General features: G+C 71.3%; 14 protein-coding genes. 4 read left to right on the forward strand and 10 right to left on the reverse strand.

Annotated elements, in window-relative coordinates; genetic code table 11:
• Positions 1-173: 173 nt before the first annotated feature.
• The 9 genes from OG841_RS16570 to OG841_RS16610 all read right to left on the reverse strand — a co-directional run bounded on the left by OG841_RS16570 (position 174) and on the right by OG841_RS16610 (position 12,480).
• Entirely contained in the window at positions 174-1,394 is a 1,221-nt protein-coding gene (locus tag OG841_RS16570) for a hypothetical protein (protein WP_371570716.1), read from the reverse strand.
• Positions 1,395-1,867: 473 nt separating this feature from the next.
• The gene (locus OG841_RS16575; RefSeq protein WP_328640780.1) at positions 1,868-3,574 is read right to left on the reverse strand and encodes a DUF3492 domain-containing protein; all 1,707 of its coding nucleotides are present in this window, start codon (positions 3,572-3,574) and stop codon (positions 1,868-1,870) included.
• A 190-nt stretch (positions 3,575-3,764) separates the two neighbouring features.
• Positions 3,765-5,357 (reverse strand): dipeptide ABC transporter ATP-binding protein, encoded by a 1,593-nt coding sequence (locus tag OG841_RS16580; RefSeq protein WP_371565892.1) that lies wholly within the window; start codon positions 5,355-5,357, stop codon positions 3,765-3,767.
• A complete protein-coding gene (locus OG841_RS16585; protein WP_371565894.1) occupies positions 5,354-6,352 on the reverse strand; it encodes an ABC transporter permease in 999 nt (332 codons plus the stop codon). Before OG841_RS16585 ends, OG841_RS16580 begins: the two co-directional genes overlap by 4 nt.
• Positions 6,349-7,353, reverse strand: coding sequence for an ABC transporter permease (locus tag OG841_RS16590; protein WP_328640777.1), 1,005 nt, complete (start codon positions 7,351-7,353; stop codon positions 6,349-6,351). The genes OG841_RS16585 and OG841_RS16590 overlap by 4 nt, the downstream gene beginning before the upstream one ends.
• Before the next feature lie 4 nt (positions 7,354-7,357).
• Positions 7,358-9,076 (reverse strand): ABC transporter substrate-binding protein, encoded by a 1,719-nt coding sequence (locus OG841_RS16595; protein WP_371565896.1) that lies wholly within the window; start codon positions 9,074-9,076, stop codon positions 7,358-7,360.
• Positions 9,077-9,241: 165 nt separating this feature from the next.
• Positions 9,242-9,337: an Ms4533A family Cys-rich leader peptide gene (locus OG841_RS16600; protein WP_311714713.1), complete on the reverse strand. Its 96-nt coding sequence runs from the start codon at positions 9,335-9,337 to the stop codon at positions 9,242-9,244.
• Between the two features lie 57 nt (positions 9,338-9,394).
• Complete coding sequence (locus tag OG841_RS16605) at positions 9,395-10,735, reverse strand: DUF3152 domain-containing protein (protein ID WP_371570719.1); 1,341 nt, start codon at positions 10,733-10,735, stop codon at positions 9,395-9,397.
• Positions 10,736-11,391: 656 nt separating this feature from the next.
• Complete coding sequence (locus tag OG841_RS16610) at positions 11,392-12,480, reverse strand: alpha/beta hydrolase (protein WP_328640774.1); 1,089 nt, start codon at positions 12,478-12,480, stop codon at positions 11,392-11,394.
• 189 nt (positions 12,481-12,669) lie between these two features.
• Between OG841_RS16610 and OG841_RS16615 the strand changes: the two genes are divergently transcribed.
• From OG841_RS16615 to OG841_RS16630, 4 genes are all read left to right on the forward strand, one after another.
• Positions 12,670-12,921: a hypothetical protein gene (locus tag OG841_RS16615; protein ID WP_371565898.1), complete on the forward strand. Its 252-nt coding sequence runs from the start codon at positions 12,670-12,672 to the stop codon at positions 12,919-12,921.
• Positions 12,922-13,141: 220 nt separating this feature from the next.
• On the forward strand, positions 13,142-13,783 hold the full coding sequence (locus tag OG841_RS16620) for a TetR/AcrR family transcriptional regulator (RefSeq protein ID WP_057610072.1): 642 nt from the start codon (positions 13,142-13,144) through the stop codon (positions 13,781-13,783).
• Positions 13,784-13,959: 176 nt separating this feature from the next.
• The gene (locus OG841_RS16625; protein WP_266559804.1) at positions 13,960-14,187 is read left to right on the forward strand and encodes a DUF3107 domain-containing protein; all 228 of its coding nucleotides are present in this window, start codon (positions 13,960-13,962) and stop codon (positions 14,185-14,187) included.
• Positions 14,188-14,373: 186 nt separating this feature from the next.
• On the forward strand, positions 14,374-14,640 hold the full coding sequence (locus OG841_RS16630) for a hypothetical protein (protein WP_328643652.1): 267 nt from the start codon (positions 14,374-14,376) through the stop codon (positions 14,638-14,640).
• 69 nt (positions 14,641-14,709) lie between these two features.
• On the opposite strand, the gene OG841_RS16635 is transcribed toward OG841_RS16630, so the two are convergent.
• Complete coding sequence (locus OG841_RS16635) at positions 14,710-15,477, reverse strand: ferritin-like fold-containing protein (protein WP_053852936.1); 768 nt, start codon at positions 15,475-15,477, stop codon at positions 14,710-14,712.
• Between the last annotated feature and the right edge of the window lie 59 nt (positions 15,478-15,536).

Consider the following 15,536-nt stretch of genomic DNA (forward strand, 5'->3'; position numbering starts at 1 on the left):
TTGGGGGCAGGTCGGGAGGTGGTCATTGCGGGTTCTCCTTCGGGAGGGGCTTGCGAGTTGCCTCCGGCGGCGGGGCCGGGGGGCCTGCGGCGGCCTGTGTGGGTTCAGCGGGGCGGTTTCGCCCACGCGGGCGGGTGGTGTCGCCTACGGCGGGTGTGTCGCTCGGGGCCGGGTCAGCACGGGTCCTCCGCCTGGGCGTGGGCCGATGCCCTCGTCAGCTTGCGGATCCCGTGGATCAGCAGGGCCAGGGCGCCGATCCCGCAGGAGAGGGTCTGGATGCCGCCCGCGCCCCAGAGGTCCACGAGGGCGTCCACCGGAGTGATCAGGAAGCCGCAGCCCGGCAGGCGGGAGGCGAAGGCCGCGGCCAGGGCCGTGGCCTGGGCAGTCGCGGCGGCGCTGAGTACTACCGCGGGGGCGTGGGTGAAGCCGTGGACGGTGAGGAGACGGGCGAGAAAGAGGAGGGCGCCCAGGGCGATGACCTGTGGGTGGGCCGAGGGTTCGTCCAGGGCGGCGCCGGACAGGGCAGAGAGGGCCGTCAGGGCGCACAGATACAGGGCGAACGTGCCGAGCAGCAGGGGGCGTACGGAGGCCGCGAAGTCCTCCAGGCCTCGGCTGACGGTCAGTTTGCGACGGGCGCGCGCCGCGAAGAGGTGGGCGGACCAGGCTGCCGGAGCGCAGGACAGGGCCAGGGCGAGGACGGGAGCCGAGGCCATGGGCCAGGGGGCGTCGGCGGCTCCGGTGGGCAGGGCATCGGGACCGCCGGTCACGGCCGCCGCGAGGAAGCCGTCGCCGAGGGCTGCGTAGGCGAGGAGCCAGTACGCCCAGGTGGAGGTGCCGGTGCTGGGTGCGCGGTCGGAGATACCGAGGGGGCCGCGGGACAAGGCCGCGCGCATGGCCAGGGAGACGGCAAGGAAGCCCACCAGGGCGGCGACCAGGCGGGACTGGCCGTCGGTGAGGCGGATGCCGGCCACCGTGGCCGCGCAGAGGGCGCCGGGGAGGAGGGTGAGCAGGGCCCAGTCGGCACGGGCCCGGGGTGTCTGCTCCACCGTGGGGGGCGGGGGCGTCTCGCCGTCCCTCGGGACGCGGGCGTACATCTCCTCGGCGAGGGAGAAGACGTCCCGGTGCCGGAAGCGGACGGCGGTGCGGTCGGTGACGCCGTGGGCCTCAAGACCCGCGGCGATCTCCAGGGGGTCGACGGCCCGTTCGCACAGCTCGCGGTGCCGGTGCATCAGGGCTTTCACCGGATCGGCAGGGGAACGGCGGGCGGGGCCGGGGGTGGTGGGCTTACGGCCGGTGGAGACCTCGGGCGCGCGGGCGGCGGGTGCCGATGGAGTGTGCGGGTCCGCGCCCTCGGAAGCCTCGGAAGTGTGCCCGCCGGGGTCTCCCGGGCACACCGGGGTGTGCGCGCCGGCATCTCCGGAGGACACGAGGGTGTGCGCCTCGGCATCTCCGGCGGGCTCAGGCGCGTGCGCGGCGACGTTTCCGGCGGCCGCGTCGGCGAGCGACCCGGTCTCACCGGTGCGCGTGTCGGCGGCGTCCGGCTCAACCCCTTCGGACCCTCCGGATGCCCTGGACGCTGCGGACGCCTCGGGCCGCGCGAACTTCTCGGATTCCTCGGATTCCTCGGATTCCTCGAACTTCTCTGACTTTTCTGACGTCTCTGGGCTCTTCGCGACTCGGAGCCCCGAAGTTCCCGGCGATCCCGGCGATCCCGATGTCCCGACGCGCCCCGTTCCTCCGTCCGCCCCGTGCACGCCCGCCTCCCGCCCGTCCCCCACGGACGTCTCCCGCGTCAGCCGCTCCTCCGACTCCGTGTCCCACGTCCCCGAGCTGCCCGGGGTGCCGGCGCGGTCGAGTCCCACGTCGCTCATCCGGACGCTCCTTCCGTGGCGGCGAAGGGCGGCGTCGCGTGAACCGGAGGTCCCGCGGCCCAGCCGGGGCCGCTTCGGGCCACGACGCGGGTGTTGAGCTCGGTCCAGTGGCCAGGGACATGGGCCTCGGCGGGGGCGGCGAACGGGAGGGGCTCGCCGATGCCGCCCAGCGCGACCCGGCGGACCGGCGTGTGCGAGACGATCTCCAGGTAAATGCCGTGAAATGCCGTGATGTTCTGCTCCACGGTGAACAGTTCGAGTGCACGGGCGCGGGCGGCAGCGCCGAGGCGCTCACGGCGCTCGGAGTCGCGCAGCAGCGTCACGCACGCCTCCGCGAGCGCCTTCGGGTTGCGTGGCGGGACGACGAGCCCCGTGCCGCCGATGACCTCCACGACCGCGCCGACGTCGGTCGACACGGTGGCCCGGCCGCAGAACATGGCCTCGACGAGGCTGATCGGGAAGCCCTCGACGACACTGGACAGGACGGTGACCGCGCCCGAGGCGTATGCGTCGGCGAGGGTGGGCACCTCGGGGCCGCCGATCTCCTCGAACGAGACGGGATTGTCGCCGACGGCGTGCAGCCCCTCCGCCTCGTCCGGGAAGAGCTGCGCGGCCAGCGCCTTGCAGTGCCCCAAGTAGGCCGCGCCCTCGGGGCCGGTGGGCGCGCCGACGATTCTCAGACGCGCCTTGGGCTCCTCCTTGCGGATCTCCGCGAAGGCGTGGAGAAGCGAGATCAGGTCCTTGGCGGGTTCGACGCGGCCCACCCAGACCAGCCTGTCCGGGTCCCCGCACTCCGCGGACTCCCCCACCTCCGTGAAGCGGGCGGCGTCCATGCCGGGGTAGACCGTGCGCAGCTTCTCGCGATCGGCGCCGCAGCGCTCCTGCCAGCGGCGGGCGTGGGTGTTGCCGGGCGTGACGACCGCGGCCCGCCGGTAGGTCTCGGTGGCCAGCCGGCCGTGGAAGGCGGCGAGCAAGGCCCGTACGGCGGGCGCGGACTCGGTGTCGGCCAGGTAGTGCGTGCGCAACCGCACGCCGTACTCGGTCACCAGCAGCGGGACGCCGCAGAAGTGGTGCGCGAGGAGACCGGGCAGGGCGGCCGGGCCGCCGGAGGCCGCGTGGCACAGGTCGACCGCGCCGAGGCCGTCGTCCTCGTACCAGTCGAGCGAGAGAGGGCGCAGGGCGCGCTCCAGGTGCGCGGCGACAGCCAGCAGATCCGGTACGCGCGCCTCGCGCGCCGTCTGCCGGGCGCCGGGTGCGCGACAGGCGCGCTCCAGGGCGCGTACGGCGGTCTCGGAGCGGAGCGCCCCCACCAGTCCGCCCTCGTCGCGGGCGAGTTCGGCGAGCCCGTACAGGGCACTGGCGAAACGGTCCGCCTCGGCAGCCGGCGACTCCCCCGAGGCGTCGCCGACCCCCCCTTCGGACAGCGCCGCCGCCAACTCGCCGTAGGACTCGGCGAAGCGCCGGCGCGCGCGCCTGCCGTAGACCACCCCGTCGTCCGGCGCGGTCCACAGTGGGGCCGTGATGACCCGGCCGACCTGCGGCGGCAGTTGGACCCAGCCCTCGTCCTCCTGGCGCTCGCTGCGACTGAGCGCGTAGATGTCGAACTCGTGCTGCTCGAGGCCGCGCACGAGCCGGTCGCACCAGAGCCTGGCGTCACCGCTCACATACGGATAGCCACCCTCCGTAAGCAGTCCTATGCGCACGAGTGCGCCCCCGATCTCCCGTGTCGAGAGCCGCCGTTGGCCCGGCGGCTCGCAGCGGGACGAACGTATGCGGACAAGGCGGTGGCGCGACGGACGGTTGTCCATCGCGCCACCAAAAGGGGTGAACGGTCGTAACTTTCCCGTGCGGATCGCGTTCGGTCGCGCTAAGAGATCATGCGGACACGGAACGTCAGGTCACGGCCACTTCCCGGCGCTCCGCCCTGCGCCGGGCCGCGATCCGCGGATCGAGCGCCGGTACGGCGGCCAGGAGCTGCTTGGTGTACGGGTCCTGGGGGGTGTCGTACACCTCGTCGGCGGGCCCGGTCTCGACGATCCGGCCGCTCCGCATCACGGCGACCCGGTCGCTGACCTGGCGTACGACGGCGAGGTCGTGCGCGACGAAGACCAGCGCGAGTCCGAGCTCCCGCTGCAACTCGCCGAGCAGAGCGACCACCTGGGCCTGGGTGGTCACGTCGAGCGCGGAGACCGGCTCGTCGCAGACGATGACGCGCGGGTCGGCCGCGAGCGCCCGCGCGATACCCACGCGCTGGCGCTGGCCGCCGCTGAACTCGTGCGGATAGCGGTCGTAGTGCGCCCCTTCGAGCCCCACGCGCTCCAGGAGTTCCGTCACGCGCCCCCGTATCCGCCTCTCGTCCCGTTCACCACGCGCGCGGAGCGGATCGGCGATCGACTCGCCCACGCTGCGGCGTGGGTTCAAGGAGGAGACGGGGTCCTGGAAGACCATCTGCACGGCCGGGTTCACGCCCGCGCGCGCGTGGCCGTCGTGACGGACCTCGCCCGCCGTCGGCTCCAGCAGCCCGACCAGCATCCGCCCCAGCGTCGTCTTGCCGCTGCCGCTCTCGCCGACGACACCGAGGGTCTCGCCGCGGTGGATGGTCAGCGAGACGTCGTCGACGGCCGCGAAGGCCTTCTTGCCGCGTCCGAACGCGCGCCTCAGGCTCTTCGCTTCGAGGACCACCTCGCCGGATGCCCGGGAGGCTGTCCGAGGCGCGTCCACGCGCGGTACCGCGGCGAGCAGTTCACGCGTGTACGCCTCCGCGGGCGCCCCGAGCACCGCACCGACCGGCCCCTGCTCGGCCGCGCGACCGTGCCGCATGACGAGCACGTCATCGACGCTCTCGGCGGCGACGCCCACGTCGTGCGTGACGAGCAGCAGGCCCATGCCGGTCTCCTGGCGCAGAGTGTGCAACAGGTCGAGGATCTGGGCCTGGACGGTCACGTCGAGCGCGGTCGTCGGCTCGTCGGCGATCAGCAGGTCGGGCTCGCAGGCCAGCGCCATGGCGATGAGGGCGCGCTGACGCATGCCGCCGCTGAACTCGTGCGGACGGGCCCGGGATCGCCGTACGGCGTCCGGAATGCCGACCCGGTCCAGCACCTCCACCGCACGCGCGCGTGCCGCTCGTCGCGACACACGCGTGTGCACGCGGTACACCTCGGCGATCTGGTCGCCGATCGCGTAGTACGGGTCCAGGGACGACAGCGGGTCCTGGAAGACCATCGCGGCCTTCGCGCCGCGCAGCCGCCGCAGGTCGTCGTCCGACGCCTGCTGTACGTCCACTCCGGCGACCTCGACCGAGCCGCCCACGCGGGCGCCCGTGCCGCGGTGCAGCCCGAGCAGGGCCGAGGCGACGGTGGACTTGCCGGAGCCGGACTCGCCGACCAGGGCGAGGGCGGCGCCGTGCTCCAGACGGAAGGAGAGGCCGTCGACGGCACGCAGCTCGCCGAAGTCGACGGTCAGGTCCGTGACATGGACGAGGCTCATGCGAGCACCACCCGTCGGTCGGCCACCGCGTACAGGACGTCCGCGACGGCGTTGGCGAGCACCACGAAGAAGCCGATGACCAGGACCATCCCGACGACGACCGGAAGGTCGACGACGGTGACGGCGTGGACCAGTTCCTGGCCGATGCCGGGCAGGCCGAACAGTGACTCGACGAGGACGGCCCCGCCCACCGCGCTGCCGAAGTCGTTGGCGTTCAGGGCGATGATCGGTGCCAGGGCCCCGCGCAGGGCGTGCCGGCCGACGATCGACCGCTCGCCGACGCCGTAGGCCCGGAAGGTGCGGATGTGGTCCTCGGCGAGCGTCTCGAGCATCGACGCACGGGTCAGCCGCGCGAAGTAGGCCGCCTCTCCGAGGGCGAGCGTGACCCAGGGCAGCAGCAGGCCCCACATCCACTGCTCGGGGTCGTCGGAGAAGGAGACGTACTCCGGGAAGGGCAGTATCTCCAGCTGCCCGCAGACCACGATCATCAGGACGAGGCCGATGACGAACACGGGTGTGGCGACTCCCGCGAGGGTGAGGCCGGTCAGCGCGCGCTCGGTGAAGCGGCCGCGGCGCCAGGCGGAGAGCACGCCGGTGCCGACGCCCAGCAGCAGCCAGAGCACCATCGCGCCGACCACCAGCGACAGGCTGATGGGCAGCTTGTTCAGGATGATCTGAGTGACTTGCTGGTCGCTCTGGTACGACAGCCCGAGGCAGGGCGCCGGGCAGTGCTCGACCGAGGTGCCTGTGGAGTAGTCGTGGCCGACGACGATGCCCTGGAGGAAGTGCCAGTAGCGCAGGTACAGCGGGTCGTCGAGCCGGAGCTGCTGGGCGACCTGGTGCACCTGTTCCGGCGAGCAGCGCGGGCCGCAGGTGATCTGGGCGACGTTGCCGGGAGTGGCGTAGAAGACCACGTAGATGATCACCGAGAGGGCGAGCAGGGTGAGTACGGCGCTCACGGTCCGGCGCAGGGCGAATCCGGTGAAGCCGCTCATGCGGAGCCCTCCTTTCCGGCCTTGGACTCCTGCTTGCGGCCCGTGCCGATGCGCAGGCGGGAGGCCGCGCGCGGGTCGAGGGCGGTGCGGACGCCGTCACCGAGGACGGTGAGCGCGAGGACGGTGAGGAACAGCGTGGCCGCGGGCAGCAGGAGGTACTGCGGGGCCGCCTGGTACCAGACGTCGGCCGAGGAGAGCATCTGTCCCCAGGACGGGGTGGGCGGCTTCACGCCGACGCCGAGGAAGGACAAGGAGGCCTCGATGCTGATGTTCGCCGGCACCATCAGTGCCGCGTAGGTGATGACGGGCGCGGCGAGACCGGGCAGCAGTTCCCGGCGGGCGATCCGCAGAGTGCCCCAGCCGCTCAGCCGGGCGGCGGCCACGTAGTCGAGTTCCTTGAGGGTGAGTGTCTGGGCGCGCGCGATCTTGCCGATCGTGCCCCAGGCGACGAAGCCGATGATGAGCGCGACCAGGACCGGCCGCGGGAAGCTGCTCGGCACGATGGCCAGCAGCGCCAACGCCATGATCATCAATGGCATGGCCACGATGATGTCGGTGATCCGGCTCAACAGTTGATCAACCCATCGGTTGCCGAGCGCGGCCGCGACACCCACGACGACACCGAGGAAGACCTGTACGGCCGTCGCGGTCAGCGCGACGCCCAGGGAGACGCGGGCGCCGTACACCAGGCGGGCGAACAGGTCGCGTCCGGTCTGCGGTTCGACGCCGAGCCAGTGGTCCGCGCTGATGCCTCCGAAGGACCCGATGGGCACACCGCCGCGCGCGGAGTCCACCAGGGAGGGGTGGTAGGTGGTGGGGTCCTGGCCCTCCAGCGCGGTGAGCAGGGGCGCCGCGAGCGCCACCAGGACGAGCAGTGCGACGACGAACGCCGCGACCATGGCGGCACGCTGCGCCCGCAGCCGCCGCCAGAACTGACGGGCCCCCGAGGCCCCCGGGACGGACGCCTCGGGAACCTCGGTGGCGACAAGTGCCTCGCTCATCGGGTTACTTGACCGCGACCTGCGAGATGTCCAGCACACCGGTCCAGTCGCTGATCACGACGTTCTTGATGTCCTTGCCGTACAGCCGCTTGTAGACCGGGTGGAACAGCGGCACGGTCAGTGCCTGCTGTCCGATCTTCTTGTCCAGTGCGCCCCACCGCTTGGCGGCAGCGTCAAGATCGGTCAACTTGTTGATCGCGTCAATCTCGTCATTGACCGACTTGTCGTTGAGCAGGCCCGTGTTGAAGTTCGCGCCGTCCCTGACGATCTGACGGCCGTCGAAGATCGGGGCGAGGAAGGGTCCGCCGGAGGGCCAGTCGGCGCCCCAGTGGGCCAGGAAGAAGCCGGGCTCGGTCTTCACGCTGTGGATCGTGTCCGAGTAGTCGTTGTCCTCCAGGCCCTGGAGCTTGACCGTGATGCCCGCCTTCTTGAGCGCGTCCTGGATCGCCGTCGCGATCTCGGGGCTGGTCTCGAAGTCCTTGGCGTTGGAGTGGGTGAGCGTGACCGTGAGCCCGTTCGGGTATCCGGCCTGCTTCAGCAGTTCCTTGGCCTTCGCCGCGTTGCCCGTCGCACCTGCCGGGAAGAGGTCGTACGGCTCGTAGCCGAAGGACTTCTGGTTCGGCAGGAAGGTGGTGGCGGACTCGGCGAGCGCACTGCCGCCGGCCGCGTTCACCACGGAGGACCGGTCGATGGCGTACGAGATCGCCTGCCGCACCTTGACGTTGTCGAACGGCTTGACCGTCGGGTTGAACGCTATGTAGTTGGTGTAGCCGAAGTGCCCGGTGCCGACGCGGGCGGCGAGCTCCTTGCCGCCCGTCACCTTGGCGAGTTCGGCCGGGCCGAGGTTGGTGTCCGTGGTGACCGCGGCGGTGTCCGCACCTTGGGACGCCGACAGCCGCTGGTTGATCACCGATGAGTCGAGCCCTGACTTGACGTCGATCCTGTCCGGGTACGCCTTGCGCTCGGCGTCCGTGGACGTGGACCAGTACGTGTTGCGCTCCAGGACGAGGTGCTCACCGTCGTTCTGGTTCGTGACGACCTTGTACGGGCCGGACGAGACGGGGTGCTCCTCGTACTTCGTGCCGGTGTCCTTGGCCTTCGGGACGGGCGTGAACTGCGTCTGCGTGGCCAGGTACGGGAACTCGCCCTCGGGCTTGTTCAGATGGAAGACGACGGTGCGGGCGTCCGGCGTCCCGATGGCCGCGAGACCCTTCTTGTCCTTGTACGGCCCCTGGTAATCCGCCGCGCCGACCAGCCAGTCCCGCAGGTAGGGGGCGCCGCCGGAGAGTTCGGGCGCGAAGGAGCGCTCGATGCCGTACTTGATGTCGGCCGAGGTGATCGCGGTGCCGTCCTCGTACTTGAGCCCTGCCTTCAGCGTGTACGTCCACACGGTCGCGTCCTTGTTGGGGCGCCCGGTGTCGGTGGCGAGGTCGGGGACGACCTCGGCACCGGCGGCGCCGTTCTCGCGGTTGCGGGTGGTGAGGGTGCGGAAGACGAGCGAGGGCACATTGCCGCCGCCGGAGGTGTAGAGGCGGGCGGGGTCGAAGTCCTGCTGCGGGTTGGAGTTCAGCACCGTGAGGGTGCCGCCCTTGTGGGGCGTGGAGTCGCCGCCGGAGCTCTTGGCATCGTTGTCCTCGGGGCCGCAGGCGGCGGCGCCCGCTGCCAGAACCAGGCTTACGGATACCGCTGCCACACGGCGCGTGGTGAGGGACGGTGGACGCATCGGAGACGACCTCTCGAAATGATGAGTCTCGAATGGCGAGACAGATTGACGAAGGGTGAGACGAGAGTGGACAGACGTCTGCCCCGGCGTCGGGTCGTCGAAAGAGCCATGACCGAGGTCACGGAGAAATGCGGGATTCGCGACGCGCGCGCCTGAGGGCGGGCGTCAGCGACAGAGAATGTCGGCCACGCAGAGCGGGGTCACACCGATGAGCGCCAGCTGGATGGCGGCGCTGCTCTCGACGGCATGACTAGACCACATGCGCAGCAATATGTACGACCGAATCAACCCATGTCAATGTGACATGGACGCCATCCGTCAACTCCCGGGGTACGGCCAGGGGTTGGCCCGGCAGTGGATACCGTCGTGGTCGAGGAACTTGGTCTGCTGCTGCATCACCGGCGCGAGCTCGCCGTTCTTGTCGCAGGTGACATGGGAGTAGCCGAGGCGGTGACCGACTTCATGGTTGATCAACATTTGACGGTAGGCATGGATCTGATCACCGTATGTGCTTGATCCCTGCGCCCATCGATACGCGTTGATCATCACGCGTTCGGTGGCGGCCGAGTCGCACGAGACGTTGTCCTCGGTGGTGTCGAGGCCGGACTTGGCGCACCAGTCGGCCGTGGTGCCGGGACTGGCGAGCGTGATCACGAAATCGGGCTTGCCCGAGTAGACGCGCTCGAAGGTCCGGGCGCCGCCGTGGGCCCAGCTGCGGTCGTCGTTGAGCGTCTTCTGCACGGCCTCGGCGAAGAGTTCGCCGTCGAGTCCCAGACCCCGCTCCACGTCCACGCGGTAGGTGTACTTCTGTCCCTTGCCGGGCGCCTTGTCGCCCCCCTGGATCGCGTCGAACTTCCCCGAGCCGTCGAGCTTGGCGCTGAGCGGGTACTTGGTGCCCATCGCCTGTTCATACGTCAGCGTCGTCACGCCGGCCGAGGAGGACGGCGTCGGCTGCCCGTCCGCGCCCGTGGCGGAGTCGCGGGCGTCCCGGGCCTGGTCGGTAGCGGACCGCGTACCCACGGCGGTGTCGCGCCCCTCGGTGACCTGTCCTGCCACGACGACGGCGAGCACGGTGACGACGGCGGCGGCCGCGATGCCGGTGAACGCCCGTCCCTTGCCGCCCTTGGCGGGCGGCGCGTCGGCCGGCGGCGCGTCGCCGGGGCGGGCGTCCTCGTCGGTGTCCGTGTCGTTGTCGGTGGCGTCGGGCCGGTCGGTGACCGAGCCGTACGGGTCGGAGGGGTGCGCGGCGGAGGGCGCGCGGGCTCCCGTGACGGGACGGTTCGCGGAAACCGGGCCGCGAGGCCCACGAGGGCCGCCGGGCGCGAAGACGTCGACCTCGTCGGTGAACGCGTCGAGGTAATCCTGTCGTGGCTCCGACCGCGATCCCGACGGGCCCTGACGCTGCCGCGGAAGAGCGGCTCCCGGTCCGGCGGCGGCGTACCCGTCCGGCCCTCGACCCCTCGACTCCCCCCAGCCGCCCCCGGATTCACGCTGCTCGGGATGGCCACCACGGGCCCGGGGGACGCCATGGGCCGGGGTGCCGTCGGGCAGCCGCGGGAACCCGTGCGGGGGCGTCCCGTCCGGGAACCGCCGCACCCCTTGGCCGGACGGACCGTCGGACACACGAGGGACCCCGCGCGCGGGCGTGCCGTCGGGCAGCCGAGGAAACCCGTGCGCGGGCGTCCCATCCGGAACCCGCGGAAACCCACGCCCAGGCGTCCCATCCGCAAGCCGAGGAACACCACGCGCAGGCGTCCCATCCGGAACCCGCGGAAACCCACGCCCAGGCGTCCCATCCGCAAGCCGAGGAACACCACGCGCAGGCGTCCCATCCGGAACCCGCGGAAACCCACGCCCAGGCGTCCCATCCGCAAGCCGAGGAACACCACGCGCAGGCGTCCCATCCGGAACCCGCGGAAACCCACGCGCAGGCGTCCCATCCGAAAGCCGGGGCAAACCATGTGCGGGCGTGCCGTCGGGAAGCCGCGGGACGCCCTGCGCAGGCATCCGATATCCCGCAGCGTCGACCCCGGGTCCAGCCCCGGGTGCCCCGCGGTCGGGCCTCCGACCTCGCGGCGCACTCTGCCGAGCAGTCTGCGGCGCAGGAGCGGGGGAAGTCGGCATCCGTCCCCGGCCGGTCGCCTCCGTGCCGAGACCCGTGACGCTCCGCGCCCTTTCGGCGCCCGCCCGGCCCGTCGCCTCGCTGCCAAGACCCTCGGCGCTCGCCCGGCCCGCATCACCCTGGTCGGAACTGTCCTTGTCGGGCCCCTTCTTGGGAGCGGGCCCGCGTCGACTGTGGCGTCCCACGCCCCGCCTCAGCTCCCCACAGTCGTGGCGTCGGCCCCGTCACCGGAAGCCGTCGCGGCATCGCCCCTGTCACCCGAGGCCCCCTCACCGGAGGCGCCCACGGAGCCGTCTCGCCTGTCAGAGCCTCCCACGGAACCGTCAGAAGTCGCCCTGTCCGCGGCGAACTCCCGGAACGCCCCCGCCACCGTCTCCGGGTACTCCATCATCGCCACGTGCCCCGCCTCCGGCAGGGTCAGCAGTCGGGAGTCACGGAAGGTTCGGGCCGCCTTCTGGGCCATGCGGAAGCCGACGAGCTGGTCACGGCCGCCGTAGACGAGGAGCGTGGGCGCGAGAACACGCTCGGCCTGGCGCCACAGCGCGTGCTGGCCGCCCAGTGTGTACGCGTTCACCAGCCCGCGCGCGGAACGCGTCATCGCGTCCCAGAAGTACGGCAGTTGCAGCCGCCGCTCCATCTCCTCCACCGCGTACCGGAAGCCCTCCGGAGTGACCCGCCCGGGGTCGCCGTAGCACAGGGCCGTGACCCCGCGGACGCGCTGCTCGGCCGTCCAGTCCTTGCTGTACCGGGTGAACAGACCGGCCACGCCGGGCACCGCCAGAAGCCCCGTGGGCACGGCGGTGCGCTGGACGCGGATCTCCGGGAGGGCCGGCGAAACGAGGGTGAGGGTACGCACCAGGTCGGGCCGCACCGCTGCCACGCGCGTGGAGACCGCGCCGCCGAGGGAGTTCCCGAAGAGGTGGACGGGACCGCGGCCGGACGCGTCGAGAAAGCGGATCACCGCGCGCGCGTGCCCGGTGATCGAGTAGTTGCCGTCGTCCGGCGGCGGGGAGTCACCGAAGCCCGGCAGATCGACGGCCTCGCCGTCGACCTCGCCCTCCAGCTGCTCCATCAGCGCCGACCAGTTCTGCGAGGAACCGCCCAGGCCATGGACGTACACCGCGGGCGGCAGCCCCTCGCGCGCGGGTGGTCTCGAACGCACCGTCAGAGTGATCCCCGGCAGCCCGACCGACCTGATCCGCTCGCCCTCACCGACCCTGACGGGCGCCACCTTCGGAAGGACGGTGGCGGGCGGCACGAAGGGCGGCTCGGTCGAAGACATGCGGCAATGTTACGAGACGATCACGCAGGGGTTCATGTGTTCGCCATCACAGCGCACGTGTACGAAGTGTGCGCGCGGCGGCCCGCACACCGCATGGCGTCCAGATCGTGTGTCTCCTAGGCTCGTACGCAGGGCACCCGAATGTGGCCCCCTGTGTACATCAGGGACGTTCTAGGAAGGGAGCCCACCATGGCCTACGACCCCACCGACCCCGAGGCCTTCACCGACCCCGAGGCCCTCACCGACTCCGAGGCCTTCGAGGAGGACGACGTCGTCGAGCGCGACGTCGAGGCCCCCGAGGCCGACGCGGCCGAGCAGCGCACCGACATCGCGCCCGACCGCGACGACCCCCTGACCGGCGTGGACCCCGACCGGGCCAACGAGGCCGACCTCGTCGAACAGGCCAGGGTCGTCTCGCTGGACGAGGACGACTACCGGTGACGACGGTCCTGCGCCGAGCGGCCGGCAAAGCACTCATCTGCGCATTCACGAGCAGAAACGGGACAGCCGCTGCCCACTAGATGCCTGTTTGAAACCTATGGGCGGTTTTCGTCACCGTCCGGTCCGTGAAATTCTGCGTTCGTACCGCGCACAGCACGGTTACCGAAAAGTACGATGGCGGCGCGGCGCACACCGCATGTGGACGACATTGGGAGGCGGCGTGACAGCCATCGAGCAGACAGAGGCGGCACGCCCGCGCGGGACGCGCCTGCCGCGCCGTGCCCGACGGAACCAGCTGCTGGGCGCCGCGCAGGAAGTCTTCGTGGCACAGGGCTACCACGCGGCCGCGATGGACGACATCGCCGAGCGCGCCGGCGTCAGCAAGCCGGTGCTCTACCAGCACTTCCCGGGCAAGCTCGACCTCTATCTCGCGCTGCTGGACCAGCACTGCGAGTCCCTGATCCTGGCGGTACGCACCGCGCTCGCGTCGACGACCGACAACAAGCAGCGCGTTCGGGCGACCATGGACGCCTATTTCGCGTACGTCGAGGACGACGGCGGTGCCTTCCGCCTGGTCTTCGAGTCGGACCTGACGAACGAGCCCGCGGTGCGCGAGCGCGTCGACAAGGTCACCGTCGAGTGCGCCGAGGCGATCTCCGAGGTCATCGCGGAGGACACCGGCCTCTCACGCGCGGAGTCCATGCTGCTCGCCTCGGGCCTCGGTGGCCTCGCCCAGGTGGTGGCCCGGTCCTGGCTGCACAGCGACCGCAGCGTCCCGCGCGACCAGGCGGTGCAGCTGCTGACGTCACTGGCGTGGCGGGGCATCGCCGGATTCCCGCTGCACGGCACGGAGAACCACTGAGAGCAGCTCCGGGACCGCCACTCGACCCGCACGCGCGCGTGCGGGTCGTTTGTTCCCGCCCGTTGTTCGCTGTTGGCGTTCTCGCGCGGAACGTGTAGGTCCCCTCACCGGGCTAATGTGTGCTGGGTACGGCGCGCAAGGTCGCGCACTTCACTGACCGTCGGAGGGACATAGCCGTGGAGGTCAAGATCGGCGTGCAGCACGCGCCCCGCGAGATCGTTCTGGAGAGCGGTCAGAGCGCCGAGGATGTCGAGCGGGCGGTGGCGGAGGCCCTGTCCGGCAAGTCTCAGCTGCTGAGTCTCGTGGACGAGCACGGCCGCAAGGTCCTCGTCCCGGCCGACCGTCTGGCGTACGTCGAGCTCGGTGAGCCGGCTCCGCGCAAGGTGGGCTTCGGCGCGCTGTAGGCAGACAGACGAAGAGGGGCCCGGCGACCGGAAGTCGCCGGGCCCTTCTTCGCGCCACGGGCAAGATTCTTTTTCTCCACGTATGGAGCACGGGGACCACCCGGAGGAGGATTGCATTCCGCAGGTCACGGGTATGACGGGCTACGACCGTGATGCGCAGTGTGGCCGTGTGGGAGGGACCCCATGATGTTGATCGAAGCGCTCGGCGCCGCTCTGCTCGGTCTCGTGCTGGCAGGGGTGGCCGTACACCGCCTTGCCCACCGCCTGCCGACCCGATCCCTGGTCCTCGCCACGGGCACCGCGGGAGCCCTCTTCGGCGCCTTCGTGACCCACACCGCGCTGGACCCGGGCAACCTCCTGCTGATCCTCCTGGGCGCGGCAGTGGTCTCGGTGGCGTCGCTGTCCCTGCTCCTGCGGCCGAACGGCAGACTGCGCCGATCAGCGACCGCGTAGGGGAACTGCGCGACCGGCCACAACGAACCCGCAGCCGCCGACAGAGCACAGCCCCCGAGCTGTCGGGCGCTAGGCCGCCAGGCCCAGCGCAGCCATCCGCTTCGTGTGCGCCTCGGTGATCCGCGAGAACATCCGCCCCACCTCGGCGAGATCGAACCCGTCGGCGACCCCGCCCACGAGCATCGTCGACAACGCGTCCCGGTCGGCGACGACCCGCTGCGACTGCGACAGCGCCTCCCCCATCAACCGCCGCGCCCACAGGGCCAGTCGGCCGCCCACCCGCGGGTCCGCGTCGATCGCCGCCCGCACCTTCTCGACGGCGAACCCGGCGTGTCCGGTGTCGTCGAGGACGGCCAGGACGAGCTCGCGCGAGTCCGTGTCGAGCCGCGCCGCGACCTCCCGGTAGAAGTCACTGGCGATCGAGTCGCCGACGTACGCCTTGACGAGCCCCTCCAGCCAGTCCGAGGGCGCCGTCTGCCGGTGGAAGCCGTCGAGTGCCGCGACGAACGGCTCCATCGCGAGCGTCGGCTCCTCGCCGATCTCCGTCAGCCGGTCGCGCAGCTTCTCGTAGTGGTGGAACTCGGCCGACGCCATCTTCGCCAGCTCCGCCTTGTCCGCCAGCGTCGGCGCCAGCTTCGCGTCCTCCGCGAGCCGCTCGAAGGCCGCCAGTTCGCCGTACGCGAGCGCGCCGAGCAGGTCGACGACCGCGGCTCGGTACTGCGGGTCGGCGGCGGCCTTCGTCCAGTCCTGGGCGGCGACACCGGTGTGCTCGACGGTGGGTTCGGCAGGGGTCTCGGAGGCGTTGTCGGGCTTGTCAGAGGTCGTCATGAAGCGCACAATAGCCCGCTCTCCGGACGGCGGAAGGCCCTGGTCAATCAGTGTGACGACGACTACGT

Origin of the sequence: Streptomyces canus, from assembly GCF_041435015.1 — a bacterium.
In the GTDB taxonomy this organism is placed as follows: Bacteria; Actinomycetota; Actinomycetes; order Streptomycetales; family Streptomycetaceae; genus Streptomyces; species Streptomyces canus_G.